12 protein-coding genes are annotated in these 16,548 nt (G+C 66.0%); 7 read left to right on the top strand and 5 right to left on the bottom strand.

Annotated features, from left to right (window positions below):
- Positions 1-172: 172 nt before the first annotated feature.
- From gltB to AC6R19_RS03810, 4 genes are all read left to right on the top strand, one after another.
- Complete coding sequence (gene gltB / locus AC6R19_RS03825) at positions 173-4,621, top strand: glutamate synthase large subunit (RefSeq protein WP_500578247.1); 4,449 nt, start codon at positions 173-175, stop codon at positions 4,619-4,621.
- 13 nt (positions 4,622-4,634) lie between these two features.
- Positions 4,635-6,062: an FAD-dependent oxidoreductase gene (locus tag AC6R19_RS03820; RefSeq protein ID WP_500578246.1), complete on the top strand. Its 1,428-nt coding sequence runs from the start codon at positions 4,635-4,637 to the stop codon at positions 6,060-6,062.
- A gap of 251 nt (positions 6,063-6,313) precedes the next feature.
- Positions 6,314-7,393 (top strand): uroporphyrinogen decarboxylase, encoded by a 1,080-nt coding sequence (hemE, locus tag AC6R19_RS03815; protein WP_500578245.1) that lies wholly within the window; start codon positions 6,314-6,316, stop codon positions 7,391-7,393.
- Positions 7,394-7,565: 172 nt separating this feature from the next.
- The gene (locus AC6R19_RS03810; protein ID WP_500578244.1) at positions 7,566-8,936 is read left to right on the top strand and encodes an HD-GYP domain-containing protein; all 1,371 of its coding nucleotides are present in this window, start codon (positions 7,566-7,568) and stop codon (positions 8,934-8,936) included.
- A 99-nt stretch (positions 8,937-9,035) separates the two neighbouring features.
- Here AC6R19_RS03810 and AC6R19_RS03805 read toward each other — a convergent pair whose 3' ends face one another.
- From AC6R19_RS03805 to rsgA, 4 genes are all read right to left on the bottom strand, one after another.
- Positions 9,036-9,575, bottom strand: a complete 540-nt coding sequence (locus tag AC6R19_RS03805) for an MFS transporter (RefSeq protein WP_500578341.1) — start codon at positions 9,573-9,575, stop codon at positions 9,036-9,038.
- A gap of 199 nt (positions 9,576-9,774) precedes the next feature.
- Complete coding sequence (asd, locus tag AC6R19_RS03800) at positions 9,775-10,638, bottom strand: archaetidylserine decarboxylase (RefSeq protein WP_500578242.1); 864 nt, start codon at positions 10,636-10,638, stop codon at positions 9,775-9,777.
- 187 nt (positions 10,639-10,825) lie between these two features.
- Positions 10,826-11,620 carry a sulfurtransferase gene (locus AC6R19_RS03795; protein ID WP_500578240.1) on the bottom strand — a complete coding sequence of 265 codons (795 nt, stop codon included), beginning with the start codon at positions 11,618-11,620 and terminating at the stop codon, positions 10,826-10,828.
- A 2-nt stretch (positions 11,621-11,622) separates the two neighbouring features.
- The gene (gene rsgA / locus AC6R19_RS03790; RefSeq protein ID WP_500578238.1) at positions 11,623-12,657 is read right to left on the bottom strand and encodes a small ribosomal subunit biogenesis GTPase RsgA; all 1,035 of its coding nucleotides are present in this window, start codon (positions 12,655-12,657) and stop codon (positions 11,623-11,625) included.
- An 88-nt stretch (positions 12,658-12,745) separates the two neighbouring features.
- On the opposite strand from rsgA, the gene orn reads away from it, so the two are divergent.
- On the top strand, positions 12,746-13,285 hold the full coding sequence (orn, locus tag AC6R19_RS03785) for an oligoribonuclease (protein ID WP_500578236.1): 540 nt from the start codon (positions 12,746-12,748) through the stop codon (positions 13,283-13,285).
- Between the two features lie 28 nt (positions 13,286-13,313).
- Here orn and queG read toward each other — a convergent pair whose 3' ends face one another.
- A complete protein-coding gene (queG, locus tag AC6R19_RS03780) occupies positions 13,314-14,417 on the bottom strand; it encodes a tRNA epoxyqueuosine(34) reductase QueG (protein ID WP_500578233.1) in 1,104 nt (367 codons plus the stop codon).
- 94 nt (positions 14,418-14,511) lie between these two features.
- Here queG and AC6R19_RS03775 point away from each other — a divergent pair, with 94 nt between their 5' ends.
- Both AC6R19_RS03775 and tsaE read left to right on the top strand, forming a co-directional pair.
- Complete coding sequence (locus tag AC6R19_RS03775; protein ID WP_500578231.1) at positions 14,512-15,993, top strand: NAD(P)H-hydrate dehydratase; 1,482 nt, start codon at positions 14,512-14,514, stop codon at positions 15,991-15,993.
- Complete coding sequence (gene tsaE / locus AC6R19_RS03770; RefSeq protein ID WP_500578229.1) at positions 15,993-16,484, top strand: tRNA (adenosine(37)-N6)-threonylcarbamoyltransferase complex ATPase subunit type 1 TsaE; 492 nt, start codon at positions 15,993-15,995, stop codon at positions 16,482-16,484. Before AC6R19_RS03775 ends, tsaE begins: the two co-directional genes overlap by 1 nt.
- Positions 16,485-16,548 lie beyond the last annotated feature (64 nt).

Below are 16,548 nucleotides of genomic sequence, written 5' to 3'. Positions count from 1 at the left end.
GCGCCCCCTGGGGAAAACCGGGGGAGAAAAAAGCCAACAAGAAAAAGCCCCGCAAGCGGGCTTTTTTTGTCTGGGGTGTCGCGAACCGCCCGGTGTGGATTGCGGCCCAGGCTCGCGGCGTGACTAGTAGCTGGCGCCGGAGGTCCCCCAAACGATAACGATGAGGAATTCTATGGGTAGCGGTCTGTATCGGTTGGATGAGTTCAAGGACAACTGCGGTTTTGGCCTGATCGCGCATTTGAAGGGCGAGACCAGCCACAAGCTGGTGCAGACCGCCATCGAGTCCCTGACCTGCATGACGCACCGCGGTGGTATCGCCGCCGACGGCAAGACCGGCGACGGCTGCGGCCTGCTGCTGCAGAAACCCGACGCCTTCCTGCGCGCCGAGGCCCGCGATGCCTGCGGCGCCGAACTGACCGATGCCTACGCCGTCGGCGCCATCATGCTGCCGCTGGATGAGGCCGCCGCCCAGGGCGCCCGCGAGATTCTCGAGCGCGAGCTGGAGTCCCAGGGACTCAGAGTCGCCGGCTGGCGCCCGGTACCCACCAACCCGGACTGCCTGGGCCCGATTGCGCGGGAATCCCTGCCGCGCTTCGAGCACCTGCTGGTCAACGACGCCGAGGAGCCCCTGGGCGAGGCGAAGTTCAACGCGCGCCTCTACGTCGCCCGGCGCCGGGCGGAGCAGCAGTTGGCGGAGGGTGTCTATATCGCCAGCCTTTCCACCGGCGTGCTGTCCTACAAGGGCCTGATGATCCCTGCGGACCTGCCGAAATTCTTCCCGGAGCTGGCGGACCCGCGCCTGGAAACCGCCATCTGTGTCTTCCACCAGCGCTTCTCCACCAACACCATGCCGCGCTGGCCGCTGGCGCAGCCGTTCCGCCTGCTGGCCCACAACGGCGAGATCAACACCATCACCGGCAACCGCAACTGGTCGGTGGCGCGCACACCCAAGTTCTCCACCGAACTGATTCCGGAGCTGGCGGAGCTGGCGCCGCTGGTGAACCGCGAGGGCTCCGACTCCTCCAGCCTCGACAACATGCTGGAGATGCTGCTCGCCGGCGGCATGGAGCTGCACCGCGCGGTGCGCATGCTGGTGCCGCCGGCCTGGCAGAACGTGGAGGACATGGACCCGGACCTGCGCGCCTTCTACGAATACATCTCGATGCACATGGAGCCCTGGGACGGCCCCGCCGGCCTGGTGATGACCGACGGCCGCTACGCAGTGTGCACCCTGGACCGCAACGGCCTGCGCCCGTCGCGCTGGGTGATCACCAAAGACGACATCATCACGGTCGCCTCGGAAGTCGGCACCTACGATTATGCGCCGGAGGACGTGGTGGCCAAGGGCCGCTTGGGGCCGGGGCAGATGCTGTCGGTGGATACCCGCGAAGGCAAGTTGCTGCACACCGCCGATATCGACGATGTCCTCAAGCGCTCCCAGCCTTACAAGCGCTGGCTGAAGGACAAGGCGCGCCGCATCCGCTCTACCCTGGTCACCGCGCCGGTGGACAACAACTTCTCTTACGAGCAGTTCAAGGTCTACCAGAAGCTGTTCAGCTCCTCACTGGAGGAGCGCAACCAGGTGGTGCGGCCCATGGCCGAGTCCGCCCAGGAGGCGGTGGGCTCCATGGGCGACGACACGCCCATGGCAGTGCTGTCGCGTCACAACCGCTGCCTGTACGACTATTTCCGCCAGCAGTTCGCCCAGGTCACCAACCCGCCGATAGACCCGCTGCGGGAAACCATCGTCATGTCCCTGGAGACCTGCCTGGGGCGCGAAAAATCCGTGTTCGAGGAGACGCCGGAGCACGCCGACCGCGTGATCCTCAAGTCGCCGGTACTGTCGCACATGAAGTACACGGCGCTGCTGGAACTGGACAGGCCCGGGTTCGAGGCGAAGATCTTCGACCTGAACTACGATCCGGCGCAGCTGGACTTGAGAGGCGCGGTCGAGAAACTCTGCGCGGACGTGGAAGCCGCGGTGCGCAATGGCACCGTGCTCGTCGTGCTGTCCGACCGCGAAATCCGTGAGGACCGGCTGCCGATAGACGCGCTGCTGGCCACCGGCGCCGTGCACCACCACCTGGTGCACGCCGGCCTGCGCTGTGACTCCAACGTGGTGGTGGACACTGCCAGCGCCCGCGATGCGCACCAGTTGGCCTGCCTGGTCGGCGTGGGTGCCACCGCCGTGCACCCCTATTTCTCCTACAGCATCATCAACCACCTGATCGACACCGGCGAGCTGCTGCTGGATGCCGCCGAGGCGCAGAAGAACTACCGCAAGGGCATCAACAAGGGCCTGCTGAAGATCCTGTCCAAGATGGGTATCTCCACCGTGGCCTCCTACCGCGGTGCGCTGCTGTTCGAACTGGTGGGCCTGGATCGCGATGTGGTCGACCTCTGTTTCCCCGGCGCACCGACGCGCATCCAGGGCGCCGGCTTCGCCGAGCTGCAGGCCGACACGGCCGCGCGCGCTAGACTGGCGTGGAAGCCTCGCAAGCCGGTGTCCCCGGGCGGCCTGCACAAGTTCGTCTGGGGCCAGGAATACCACGCCTTCAACCCGGACGTGGTCAACACCCTGCGCCGCGCCGCGCGCACCGGCGACTACGCCGCCTGGCGCGAATACGCCGAACTGGTGAACAAACGCCCGGTGGCCACGCTGCGCGACCTGCTCGCCTTCAAAGAGGGTATCCAGCCGATCCCGCTGGACGAAGTGGAGCCGGCGGAAAACATCCTGCGCCGCTTCGACTCCGCCGCCATGTCCCTCGGCGCGCTTTCCCCCGAAGCCCACGAGTCGCTGGCCCAGGCCATGAACCGCCTCGGCGGCCGCTCCAACAGCGGCGAGGGCGGCGAGGACCCGGCGCGCTTCGGCACCGACAAGGTTTCCAAGATCAAGCAGGTGGCCTCCGGCCGTTTCGGTGTGACGCCCCACTACCTGGTCAACGCCGAGGTGTTGCAGATCAAGGTGGCCCAGGGCGCCAAGCCCGGCGAGGGCGGCCAGCTGCCCGGCGGCAAGGTCAACGACCTGATCGCGCGCCTGCGCTATTCCGTGCCCGGCGTGACCCTGATCTCGCCGCCACCGCACCACGACATCTACTCGATCGAGGACCTGGCGCAGCTGATCTACGACCTGAAGCAGGTCAACCCCGAGGCGCTGGTGTCGGTGAAGCTGGTGTCGCGCCCCGGCGTCGGCACCATCGCCGCCGGCGTGGCCAAGGCCTACGCCGACCTGATTACCATATCCGGCTACGACGGCGGCACCGCCGCCAGCCCGATCACCTCCATCCGCTACGCCGGCTCCCCCTGGGAGCTGGGCCTGGCGGAGACGCACCAGACGCTGCGCGCCAACGACCTGCGCGACAAGGTGCGGGTGCAGACCGACGGCGGCCTCAAGAGTGGCCTGGACGTGGTCAAGGCGGCCATCCTCGGCGCCGAGAGCTTCGGCTTCGGCACCGCGCCGATGGTGGCACTGGGCTGCAAATACCTGCGCATCTGCCACCTGAACAACTGCGCCACCGGCGTCGCCACCCAGAACAAGGACCTGCGCGACGAGCACTATATAGGCACCGCGGAGATGGCCATGAACTTCTTCCGCTTCGTGGCCGAGGAAACCCGCGAGTGGATGGCGCGCCTGGGGGTGCGCTCCATCGAGGAACTGGTGGGCCGCGTGGACCTGATGCAGGTGCTCGAGGGCGAGACCGACAAGCACCGCAAGCTGGACCTGTCGCCGCTGCTGCACACAGACGCTCTGCTCGACAGCAAGCCGCAGACCTGCCGCCTGCCCAAGAACGAGCCCTGGGACAAGGGCGAGCTGGCGGAGCGCATGGTGGCGGAGATACTGCCGGCGATCGAGAGCCTGTCCGGCGGCAACTACAGCTACCGGATCACCAACTGCGACCGCTCCATAGGCGCGCGCCTGTCCGGCGAGATAGCCCGGCGTCACGGTAACCAGGGTATGGTGGAGGCGCCGGTGAAGCTGCACCTGAAGGGTGTCGCCGGCCAGTCCTTCGGCGTCTGGAACGCCGGCGGCCTGGAGATGTACCTGGAGGGCGATGCCAACGACTATGTGGGCAAGGGCATGGCCGGCGGCAAGCTGGTGATTCGCCCGCCGGCGGGCAGCGCCTTCGCCTCCCAGGACACCAGCATCGTCGGCAACACCTGTCTCTACGGTGCCACCGGCGGCAAGCTGTTCGCCGCCGGCCGCGCCGGCGAGCGCTTCGGTGTGCGCAACTCCGGCGCCTTTGCGGTGGTGGAGGGCGCCGGCGATCACTGCTGCGAATACATGACCGGCGGCATGGTGGCGGTGCTGGGCGATACCGGCGTCAACTTCGGCGCCGGCATGACCGGCGGCTTCGCCTATGTGCTGGACCTGCAGCGCAACTTCTTCGACAAGTGCAACCACGAGCTGATCGAACTGCGCCGCATCAGCAGCGAGAGCCTGGAGGCCTACCAGAGCCACCTGCGCGAAGTGATCGAGGAGTATGCGGCCGAGACCGGCAGCGACTGGGGCGCGGAGTTGCTGGACAACTTCGACGACTACCTGAGCAAGTTCTGGCTGGTGAAACCCAAGGCGGCGAGCCTGGCCGGCCTGCTGGCCGATGTGCGCAAGCGCGGCGAATAAGGGGGCGACAGAGATGAAAGAGAGACTGAGCAACGATTTCCAGTTTGTCGACGTGGCCCGCAGCGACCCGCCGAAGAAGGACATCATCACCCGCACCAACGAGTTCGTGGAGATCTACCAGCCGTTCAGCGAGCGCCAGGTGGCCAGCCAGGCGCACCGCTGCCTGGACTGTGGCAACCCCTACTGCGAGACCGGCTGCCCGGTGCACAACTACATTCCCAACTGGCTCGCGCTTGTGACCGACGGCAACATCATGGAGGCGGCGGAACTCAGCCACCAGACCAATACCCTGCCGGAAGTCTGCGGCCGCGTCTGCCCCCAGGACCGCCTGTGCGAGGGCGCCTGCACCCTTAACGACGGCTTCGGCGCCGTGACCATCGGCAGTGCGGAGAAGTACATCACCGACACCGCCTTCGCCCTCGGCTGGCGCCCGGACCTGAGTCATGTGCAGAAGACCGACAAGCGCGTCGCGGTGATCGGCGCCGGCCCCGCCGGCCTCGGCTGCGCCGACGTACTGGTGCGCAACGGCGTGCAGCCGGTGGTGTTCGACAAGTACCCGGAGATCGGCGGCCTGATCACCTTCGGTATCCCGGAGTTCAAGCTGGAAAAGTCGGTGATGCAGCTGCGCCGCCAGGTTTTCACCGAAATGGGCATAGAGTTCTGCCTCAACACCGAGGTGGGTGTGGACATCAGCTTCGAGGAGCTGCTGCGCGACTACGACGCCGTGTTTATGGGCATGGGCACCTACAACTACATGAAGGGCGGCTTCCCTGGCGAGGACCTGCCGGGTGTGCACGACGCCCTGCCGTTCCTGATCGGGAATGTGAACCGCAATATGGGCTGGGAGAAGAACCCGGAGGAGTTCATCTCGGTCGAGGGCAAGCGCGTGGTGGTGCTCGGCGGCGGCGACACCGCGATGGACTGCAACCGCAGCTCCATTCGCCTGGGCGCGAAGAGGGTCACCTGCGCCTACCGCCGCGACGAGGAAAACATGCCCGGCTCCCGCCGCGAGGTGGCCAACGCCAAGGAGGAGGGCGTGCGCTTCCTGTTCAACCGCCAGCCGGTGGAAATCGTCGGCGGCGGGCAGAACGGCGGCGTGACCGGCGTCAAGCTGGTCACCACCGAACTGGGCGAACCGGACGAGAACGGCCGCCGCCGTCCGCAGGTGGTACCCGGCTCCGAGGAGATCATTCCCGCGGATATAGTCCTGGTGGCCTTCGGCTTCCGCCCCAGCCCCCCGCAGTGGCTGGCGGATCACGGTGTCGAGACCGCCGACTGGGGTGGCGTGGTCGCGCCGGAAAAGCAGGAATACAAGTTCCAGACCAGCAACGAGAAGGTCTTCGCCGGCGGCGATATGGTGCGCGGCTCGGACCTGGTCGTCACCGCCATCTGGGAGGGCCGCCAGGCCGCCGAGGGTATTCTCGACTACCTCGATGTCTAACCCCGGGACCGCGGAGCTCCAAGCCGCCTTTTAGGCGGCGCTCCGTAAGAAGGCAGGCGCAGCGGTGGCCGTCCGGCAAAAAACCTGATCGGTAAATATTTGCCGGACGGCCACCGCTGCGCCTTTCGTGGGTGCGACAGATCCTGGGCTCTTTACTGCCGCCGCTGTGGCTTGCGATGGCTGCAAACCTGTCGTCCGGCACCGCCCGCCTGTACAATAGCCGCCTTTTTAGCCAGCCAGTTGTACAGCCCATGTCCGAATCCAAGCCCTCCGAACTGAAAAACGACCGCTTCCTGCGCGCCCTGCTGCGCCAGCCGGTGGACCGCACGCCGGTGTGGATGATGCGCCAGGCGGGCCGCTACCTTCCGGAGTACCGCGCCAGCCGCGCCCGGGCGGGCAGCTTTATGGACCTGTGCCGCAACACCGAATTGGCCTGCGAGGTGACGCTGCAGCCGCTGGAGCGCTACCCGCTGGATGCAGCCATCCTCTTCTCGGACATCCTGACAATCCCCGATGCCATGGGGCTGGGCCTCTATTTCGAGGAGGGCGAGGGGCCCAAATTTCGCAAGCCGCTGCGCACTGCCGCCGATATCGAGGCGTTGGAGGTTGTGAACGGCGAGCGGGACCTCGACTATGTGATGAACGCGGTAGCCACCATCCGCCGCGAGCTGAACGGCCGCGTGCCGCTGATCGGCTTTTCCGGCAGCCCTTGGACATTGGCCACCTATATGATCGAGGGCGGCTCCAGTCGCGACTTCGCACGCTGCAAAGAGATGCTCTACAGCAAGCCGGCGCTGATGCATCATCTGCTGGCGGTGCTGGCGGATTCGGTCACCGACTACCTGAACGCGCAGATCCGCGCCGGCGCCCAGGCGGTGCAGATCTTCGACACCTGGGGCGGCGCCCTGAGCCACAGCGCCTACCGCGAATTCTCCCTGCAATATATGGCGCGTATCGTCGGCGGGCTGATTAAAGAGGCGGACGGCCGCCCGGTGCCGGCGATACTCTTTACCAAGGGCGGCGGCCAGTGGCTGGAGGCCATGGCGGACAGCGGCGCCAGCGCCCTGGGGCTCGACTGGACGACGGATTTGCGGCAGGCCCGCGCGCGGGTCGGCGACAGGGTGGCCCTGCAGGGCAACCTGGACCCGGCGGTGCTCTATGCCGGGCCCGGGCGGATTCGCGCCGAGGTGGCGGCAATACTGGAGTCCTTTGGCTCTGGCCCCGGCCACGTCTTCAACCTGGGGCACGGCATTACACCCCAGGTGGATCCAGAGCATGCGCGGGTGATGATCGAGGCGGTGCAGGAACTGTCGCCCGATTATCACTGCTAACTCGTTCGGGGCGCCTCACTTTGCGCGAATGTGCAAAGTAAAATCTGCTTCCGTGACCAGCTTCACAATTGGGGTGGCTGCTAACCACTAGACTGTCGTGCTATAAAGGACTGCTGTCTTCGCGACTGCGCGGGCGGCCCCACAACCACAAAACCCGACGGCAACACATCAAGTGGCGATCGAACAGGCAAAAGTCTTCGTAGAGGACCTGCAGCGCGGCATGTTCGTGTCCAGGCTGGACCGGCCCTGGACGCGCACACCTTTTGCGCTTCAGGGCTTCTATATCCGCGACCTGGAAGAGGTACGTCAGCTGCAGAAGTACTGCCGCTACGTCTACGTCGACGTGATCAAGACGGTCGGCGACGCGGGCATCAAGCTGCGCCGCATGACCCGCGCCGGCACCCGCGATTCCGCCGCGGCAAACCCACGGAGTGGTCGCGCCGGGCGAGTGCCGGTGGCCATTCCCTGCCGCCCGGTCCAGGTATCCCACAAGGCCTACCCGCCTCCCGAGCCTGCGCGCCGCGAGGCGGACAGGGCACGCAGGTTGCACAGTCGCATACTGGTCGGCATGCACGAGGTAATGGTGCAGGTCCGCAGTGACCGTCCGCTGCCTGTGCAGCAGGTTCAGCGGGTGGTCGAGGATCTGGTGGAAAGCGTATTGCGCAGCCCCGACGCCTTCGCCTGGTTGGCCCGCGTGCGGGACAGGGACGAGCACACCTACAGTCACTCCATTCGCGCCAGTATCTGGGCGGTGGTCTTCGGCCGCCATATCGGCCTGCGCCGCCACGAACTGGTGCAGCTGGGGGTGGCGACGCTGCTCAAGGATGTGGGCAAGCTGATGATCGCCGACGAGGTGCTGCAGGCGGCGCAAAGAGATCCGCGCAGTGAACTGGAATATCGCAAGTTCGTCGATCACAGCGTGAAACTGCTGTCCGCGGATGCGCAGGTGGACCCACAGGTGATCGATATCGTCCGCTGCCACCGCGAGCAGCACGACGGCAGCGGCTACCCACAGGGGCTGCGCGGCGACAAGATTCCGGTGCTGGCGCGCATGTGCGGCATAGTGACCTTCTACGACGAGGCCACCAATCCCCGCGGCGCCAGCCAGCCGGCGGCGCCGTCGAAGGCGGTGGCGAAGCTCTATGACCTGCGCGGCATCGCTTACCAGGAGCAACTGGTGGTGGAGTTTATCCAGTCCATCGGTCTCTATCCCACCGGCACCCAGGTAGAGCTTTCCAGCGGCGAGGTAGGCGTAGTGGTCGAGCAGACCTACGAGCGCCGCCTGAAACCGAAGGTGATGCTGGTGTTGGACCGCAATAAGCAGCCGCTGGCGGAAACGCGGCTCTTCGATATGGCCGCCGACGACGATCGCAAGCAGAAGCTGATCGAGCGCGGCAAGCTCGGTCCCCAGGACAAGATCACCATCCTCAAGGACGTGGAGCCGGGCAGGTATCCCCAAGTGGACGTGGCCGCGGTGCGCGACGCCTACCTGTTCAGCCAGCAGAAGCTGCCGGCATTTCTCTCGCGCCTGATCAAAGGCTAATTCCCCCTACCTCTTCCTCCTGCGAGCTGCGCGCCAGCAGCGCGAGTATTGCCGACACCAGTACCTGTGTGGCAAACAGACCCGCCAGGGCCGCGACGCCTATGCCCCTGTCCAGCAGCCACCCCGCCAGCAGCGGCGATACCGCCGTGGACAGACACCATCGCCGCCTGGGACACGGAGCGTATGGCGCCCAGGTGGCGACTGCCGTAGCGCTCGGGCGGCGGTGCCGGTGCCCGCCTGGGTGATGCCGAGCAGGGTCAGGTAGGCGTAGGGCACCCACTGCTGCTCCGCCGTCGCCAACAACACCAGGCCGGCGAGCATTGGCAGCAGTGCCAGCGGCAGGCTGCGGCTGGCCCCGAAGCGATCCACCAGGCCGCCGGCCACAAACAGCATCAGCAGGTGGCCGAGGGCATAGCCGCCGAAGGCGCCGGCCATCAGCGCCAGGGGCCAGCCGCGGCTCTCGCCGATGGCGCCCTGGTGAAACAGCAGCGCGGTCACCACGAAGGGCGTCATCAGCGCCGCAGGCAGCAGCAGGTAGAAACCCGGATCGCGCAGCACCTGGGCGCGGGTAAAATCTGCGGAACTGCCGACGCTCTGGTTATCAGTGGCAGCCTGTTGTGGTCGACGAGGCCGCCGCAGGCGAGCAGGGCCAGTGCCGAAGCCAGGGTGGCGCTGCTGTAGGTGGCGCCGTACTGGGCGTGGCTGAGGTCAAATTCTGCCCTGAGCGTGCCGCCGAAAACAGAGGCGAAGAAGGCGAGATTGACCTTGTGGCGAATAAATCCGGGCAACATAGAGTGATGTGTAGGGGCGAACCTTGTGTTCGCCCGGATGAGCTCGATTATTTTTCTGCGGGCAGAATATCGCCGAAACGTTGTCCCATCCTCACCGAAGATTCGGCGCCGAGGGTTTCCAGCCAGCGCACCTTGTCCGCGCCGAACAGCATGATCACCGTGGAACCCAGCTTGAAGCGGCCCATCTCCTCGCCCTTCTCCAGGTGAATCGGCGTATTGTCGCCGTAGCTGGTGGTGCGCACGCGGCGCTTGTGCGGCGTCACCAGCCCGGCCCAGACGGTCTCGATACTGGCGACGATCATCGCGCCGACCAGGATCATCGCCATGGGGCCGGCGGCGGTGTCAAAGATACACACCACGCGCTCGTTGCGGGAGAAGAGTCGCGGCACTGTCTCGGTGGTGACATCGTTGACCGAGAAAAGCTGTCCCGGCACATAGGTCATACTCTTCAAGGTGCCGGCGACCGGCATATGCACCCGGTGGTAGTCCTTGGGCGACAGGTAGACGGTGGCGAAGTGGCCGCCGGTGAACTGGGCGGCAATCTGCGGGTCGCCGCCGACCAGTTCCAGCAGGCTGAAGTCGTGGCCCTTGGCCTGGAATATACGGCCGTTGTGGATCTCGCCCAGTTGGCTGACGGCGCCGTCTGCCGGGCAGGCGAGGGTGTGTTCGCCCTCGGCGATCGGGCGCGCGCCTTCTTTCAGCGCGCGGGTAAAGAAATCGTTGAAGCTGTCGAAGGCAAGGCAGTCGCTCTGCTCGGCCTCGGTCATATCCACATCGTACTTGTCCACGAACCAGCGGGTGAAGGGATCCTTGATCCACTTGATGCGCGTCTCCGCCAGCCAGCCGGCGGCGCGGGACAGGGCCCGCTGTGGGGTCAGGTATTGCAGTGCGGCAAACAGTTTTGGGTGCATAGGGTTACTTCTGGTCCATATAAGTTCTTATTTGTCTGTCCCTCTTACCGGTAAGAGAGGTCGGTGGCGGCCCTGCTGCCGGTGGCCGTCCGGGAAAAAGCCTCATCGGCAAACATTTCCCGGACGGCCCCCGGCACCAGGGCCTTCGCATCTAACTCCGCTATTCTTTTTGAGTCCCGAGTCCCGTTTATCGCTCCACCGGAGTATCCGGCAGGTTGCCCCACTCGCTCCAGGAACCGGGGTAGGCGCAAATATCGAAGCCCAGGGACCTGCCCACCAGCCAGGTAAAACCGGAGCGGTGGTGGCTCTGGCAGTGGGTGACGATTTTCCGGTTCTCGTCGATGCCCAGCCTGGCGAGAAACTCGCGCGCGTCCGCGCGGATGCGCAGGTCGCGCTGCGGATCCATCAGCCGGGTCCACTCGCAGTTGATCGCACCGGGAATATGTCCGGCCTTCATCGCCGCCACCCGCTCGCCGCTGTATTCCTGCGGGGAGCGCGCGTCCCAGACGAGAAAGTCTTCCTCGCCCAGGTGCTGCCGGATCTCATCCACTTCCATCACCGGGGCGGAATCGATGGAGATTTCTATATTGCTGGGTACCGGCTCCACCGCTTCGGTGGACAGTGGCAATCCGGCCCCGCGCCAGGCATGCATGCCGCCGTTCAGATAGCTGTAATTTTTGTGGCCGATCACTTCCAGGGTCCACAGGAAGCGCCCGGCCCAGCCGCCACCCTCGTCGTCGCAGGCGACCACCTGGTGTTCGGGACGCAGGCCGATGGCACGGAACACCTGTGTCAGCCGCTCGGCGCTCGGCAGTTTGCCGGGTGCCGGGGGCGTGCCCGCCATCAGCGCCTGGAAGGGCAGGTGCAGGGCGCCGGGGATGTGGCCGCTGCGATAGTTCTGCTCGGAACTGAGGTCCACCAGCAGTAGGTCTTCACGCTCCAGCTGCGGGGCCAGTTCTTCCGGTTCTATGATCAGGTCCAAATTCAATTCTCCGATTCCAGGCTGTTGCGCAGGTGCAGGAAGCTGTTCATGCGCCTTTCGCTGATATCGCCGCGTTCCAGTGCCTCGAGAATGGCGCAGTCGGGCTCGCCCTGGTGGCGGCAGTCGCGGAAGCGGCAGTGGCCAATAAAGGGGCGGAACTCCACAAAGCCTTCCAGCAGCGATTGCGCGTCCATATGCCAGAGGCCGAATTCGCGAATGCCGGGGGAGTCTATCAGATCGCCGCCGCCGGGCAGGTGGAATAGTTCCGCCGCGGTGGTGGTGTGGGTGCCCTTCATGCTCGCCTCGGAAAGGGCGCCGGTGCGCGCGCCGGCGGACGGCAGCAGGGCGTTGACCAGCGAAGATTTGCCGACGCCGGATTGGCCAACGAAGACGCTGGTGCCTTGGGCTAGGGTTTCCAGCAGTTCCGGGAGCCCCTCGCCGGTCTTGGTGGACAGGCGCAGCACTTCATAGCCGAGATTCGGGTAGGGGGTCAGCAGTTCCTCCAGCGGTTCCCGGTTGCTGTCGTCGATCAGGTCTGTCTTGTTCAGCAGCAGAATCGGGTGAATGCCGGTGGTTTCGGCGGCCACCAGGTAGCGGTCTATCGCATTGGCGAAGGGCTCCGGGTAGGGGGCGATCACGATCACTATGCGATCGATATTGGCGGCCACCGTCTTCAGGTCGCCGTAGCGGTCCGGCCGCTGCAGCTCCGAGTGGCGCTCAAGGCGCGCGCCCACGACGCCGTAGCCGCCGCTGCTGTCGCCGACGGCGGGGCTCCAGGCCACCCGGTCGCCGGTGACCAGGGTCTCGATATTGGCGCGCAGGTGGCAGCGCTGGCGCAGCCCGGGGTCGGCCTCGCTTTCAACCAGCACCTGAGAGCCGTAGTTGGCGATCACCAGGCCCGTCTGTTCCGGTCCCAGATGGCCCTCGTCTAGCGCCTGCTCGGCGCTCTGCGCACGCTTCTGCGCGCGCTCCTCGCGCTCTTTCTGGATCTTGTCGATACGCCACTGCTGGCGCCGGCTCAGTTTGCGTTTGCTCATTCGGGGCTCGGTACACGATTCGCGGCGGATTATAGCTTGCAACGGCGGTCCAATGCGGTAACTTGCTCGAATCGACTAAGGAGGCCTTGTGGACCAGAATAATTTGATCTGGATCGACCTGGAAATGACCGGTCTGGATCCGGAAAAAGAGCGCATCATCGAAATAGCCACCGTAGTGACCGATTCGAAACTGAATATCCTCGCCGAGGGGCCGAATATGGCGGTGCACCAGAGCGATGCGCTGCTGAACGCGATGGACGACTGGAACACCGAGCAGCACGGCGGCTCCGGCTTGGTGAAGCGAGTGCGGGAATCGACGGTTTCAGAACGGGAGGCGGAGCGGGAGACCATCGCGTTCCTGCGCCACTGGGTACCGGAGGGCGCCTCGCCCATGTGCGGCAACTCGATCGGCCAGGACCGCCGCTTCCTGGTCAAATACATGCCGCAGCTGGAGGCCTACTTCCACTATCGCAACCTGGATGTCAGCTCGGTCAAGGAGCTGGCGCGGCGCTGGCGGCCGGATGTGCTCAAAGGGGTCAAGAAGCAGAGTAACCACCTGGCCCTGGACGATATCCGCGATTCCATCGAGGAGCTGAAGCACTACCGGGAGCATTTTTTCCGGCTGTGATCCGGCCGGGCGAACACAAGGTTCGCCCCTACACAGCCCGCTTGATCTTCCGTTTTCTCCGCCGGCTGCTGCGCAAGCGCGCCAGCGCCCACTCGATATGCTCCGCCACCAGTGGCGTGGCGCCGGGCAGCGCCCACTCCAGGGCGGCGACAATTTCCGCCGAAGGCTCCGCATTCCCCAGCGCCACCGCCAGGTTCCTCTGCCAGCGCTCGTAGCCGATGCGCCGTATCGCCGAGCCCTCTGTCCTGCGCAGGAACTCGGCTTCGCTCCAGTCAAACAGTGTCAGCAGTTCGCCGTCGTCCAGCCCGTGGCGCGGGTGAAAGTCCCGCTCCGCAGTGGGCTTGGCGAACTTGTTCCAGGGGCAGATGATCTGGCAGTCGTCGCAGCCGAACACCCGGTTGCCCATCGGCTCGCGGAACTCCTCCGGGATGGGCCCTTTGTTCTCGATGGTCAGGTAGGAGATGCAGCGGCGCGCGTCCAGTTGGTAGGGGCCGACGAAGGCATCCGTGGGGCAGACCTTCAGGCAGGCGCTGCAGTCGCCGCACTGGTTCTTCTCCTCGCTCTGATCCACTGGCAGCGCCAGGTTGGTGTATATCTCACCGAGGAAGAACCAGGAGCCGGCATTCGAGTTGATCACCATGCAGTTTTTGCCGATCCAGCCCAGCCCCGCCTTCTCCGCCAGGGCGCGTTCCATCACCGGCGCGCTGTCGGTAAAGGCGCGGCCGGAAGATTCGAGTCCCCGCTCGTCGCACCAGGCGTCTATCCTCTGCGCCAGCTGTGCGAGGCGCTTGCGGATCAGCTTGTGGTAGTCGCGTCCGGTCGCGTAGCGGGATACATAGGCCTTGCGGGAATCCTTCAGAACCCGCACCGGCTCGGTGTCCGGCGGCAGGTAGTCGAGGCGCGCGCTGATGGCACGCAGGGTGCCGGGCTGCAGCAGCTCCGGGTGCCAGCGCTTCTCGCCGTGGGCGCCCATCCACTCCATATCGCCGTTGTGGCCGGCTTCCAGCCAGGCGCACAGCCGCTCGCCGTGCTCCTGCAGGCGGCAGTCGGTGATACCTATCTGTTGGAAGCCCAGCTCGCGGCCCCAGGTCTTGACCAGGGCCGCCAGCTCGGCGAGTGCAGATTCAGTCATGGGCGGATTCGGTCCACCGGGAGCAAATTGCGCGCCCGGAAAGGTATAATTTCCGCTATTTTGCCACAGTTTAAAAAGTGACCACAGGAGCCGCATGGACACGCCCCAACCCCTGTACAGCGCCGAATCGCTGCGCGAGCTCGACCGCCGCACCATCGCCGCGCTGAAGATTCCCTCCGTAGCGCTGATGAAACGCGCCGGCCGCGCCGCCTTCGCGCGGCTGCTGGAGCGCTGGCCGGACGTGAAGCGGATCCAGGTGTTCTGCGGCGGTGGCAACAACGGCGGCGACGGCTACGTGATAGCGGCGCTGGCGGCGCAAAAGCAGATGCCGGTGACCGCCTACGCCTGCGTCGAGCCGCAAAAGCTTGTGGGCGATGCGCTGGAGGCCTGTGAATACGCCCGCCGCGAGGGGGTGCATATAGTGACCTCTTTGACCGAACTCGATAGCGCCGACGGCGATACGGTGATCGTGGACGCGCTGCTCGGCACCGGCTTTGCCGGCGAGCTGCGCGAGCCGGTGGGCCACGCGGTGGAGCGCATCAACAAGAGCGCGGCGCCGGTGCTGGCGGTGGATATCCCCTCCGGCCTGAACGCCGATACCGGCAGTGCGGCCCATGCGGTGCGCGCGGATGTCACCGTGACCTTTATCGGCCGGAAGCTGGGCCTCCACTGCGGCCGCGGTCCCGCCCTGTGCGGCGAGGTGGTGTTCGAGCGCCTGGGCGCACCGGAGCAGGTATACGCCGAAGTCGAGCCGCTGGCGCAGCGCTTCTGCGGCGCCAGCATCAGGCGCCTGGCCCCGCGCGCGGCGGATAGCTACAAGAGCCAGTTCGGCCACGTGCTGGTGGTCGGTGGCGACAGCGGCACCGGTGGCGCCGCACTGATGGCGGCGGAGTCCGCCGCCCGCGCCGGCGCCGGCCTCGTCTCCCTGGCCACCCATCCCCAGCACCTGGCGGCGTCCCTGACCCGCTGCCCGGAAGTGATGGCGCACCCGGTGATCTCCGGCCAGGAACTGGAGCCGCTGCTGGAGGGCCCCGATGTGATTGCCGTAGGCCCCGGCCTCGGGCGCGCGCCCTGGGGCGAGCAGCTGCTCGCCCGCGCCGGTCGTGCCGAAGTGCCGCTGGTGTTGGATGCTGATGCGCTGAACATCCTCGCCGGTGGCCGCGTGCTGGCCGGTTTCCGGCGCGACGACTGGGTGCTGACCCCCCATGTCGGCGAGGCGGCGCGGCTGCTCGACCGGGATACCGCCGAGGTGCTCGCCGATCCGCGCGCGGCGGTCATCGCGATTCAGCAGAAATTCAGTGGCGTGGTGATACTAAAGGGCGCGGGCACACTGATTGCCCACGCTGGCGGTGTCGACCTGGTCAACAGCGGCAACCCGGGCATGGCCTCCGGCGGCATGGGCGACCTGCTCACCGGCATCATCGCCGCGCTGATCGGCCAGCATATGACACCGCTGGAGGCGGCGCGCCTGGGAGTATGGTTGCACGGCGAGGCGGGCAACCGCGCCGCGCAGGATGGCCAGCGCGGCCTGCTGGCCACGGATTTGTTGCCCCATCTCCGGAAACTGGTGGACTGATGGAGTTGACACTGGCACTGGCCGACGAAGAGGCCACCGTCGCCGCAGGCCTCGCCCTCGGCCGCGCCTGCCTCGCCACCGGCATGCAGAACGGGCTGACGCTCTTCCTGCACGGTCAACTGGGCGCCGGCAAGACCACCTTCTGCCGCGGTGTGCTGCGCGCCTTTGGCCACGAGGGCGCAGTGAAGAGTCCCACCTACACGCTGGTGGAGCCCTACGACTTTCCCCTTGCGGGGAGTGTGCAGCGGGTCTTCCATTTCGACCTGTATCGGCTTGGGGACCCGGAGGAACTGGAATTCATGGGAGTGCGGGACTACTTCGCCCCGCAAAGCCTGAGCCTGGTGGAGTGGCCGGAACGCGGCGCCGGCGTACTGCCGGAACCGGACCTGGAGCTGGAACTGACGGTGCCGGACAGCGGTCGAGAATTACGTTTCATTGCGCACTCCTCCGAGGGCGAAGCGGTGCTGGACGCAATGAAGAAACTGCTATAAGGAAATGCGTAGGTTGGGGTGAGCTCGAACCCCGACAACCCGCGGCCCGCCCCTGAGTTGGGGT

The organism is Microbulbifer sp. SE14 (genome assembly GCF_059834885.1).
The sequence above is the reverse complement of the archived record's forward strand: the minus strand, read 5'-3'. Positions and strand labels throughout refer to the sequence as shown.

Coding starts and splice junctions, on each gene's coding strand:
- AC6R19_RS03775 (WP_500578231.1), top strand. CDS start 14,512: ATGGACACGCCCCAACCCCTGTACAGCGCCGAATCGCTGCGCGAGCTC.
- gltB (WP_500578247.1), top strand. CDS start 173: ATGGGTAGCGGTCTGTATCGGTTGGATGAGTTCAAGGACAACTGCGGT.
- queG (WP_500578233.1), bottom strand. CDS start 14,417: ATGACTGAATCTGCACTCGCCGAGCTGGCGGCCCTGGTCAAGACCTGG.
- rsgA (WP_500578238.1), bottom strand. CDS start 12,657: ATGAGCAAACGCAAACTGAGCCGGCGCCAGCAGTGGCGTATCGACAAG.
- asd (WP_500578242.1), bottom strand. CDS start 10,638: ATGCACCCAAAACTGTTTGCCGCACTGCAATACCTGACCCCACAGCGG.
- hemE (WP_500578245.1), top strand. CDS start 6,314: ATGTCCGAATCCAAGCCCTCCGAACTGAAAAACGACCGCTTCCTGCGC.
- tsaE (WP_500578229.1), top strand. CDS start 15,993: ATGGAGTTGACACTGGCACTGGCCGACGAAGAGGCCACCGTCGCCGCA.
- AC6R19_RS03820 (WP_500578246.1), top strand. CDS start 4,635: ATGAAAGAGAGACTGAGCAACGATTTCCAGTTTGTCGACGTGGCCCGC.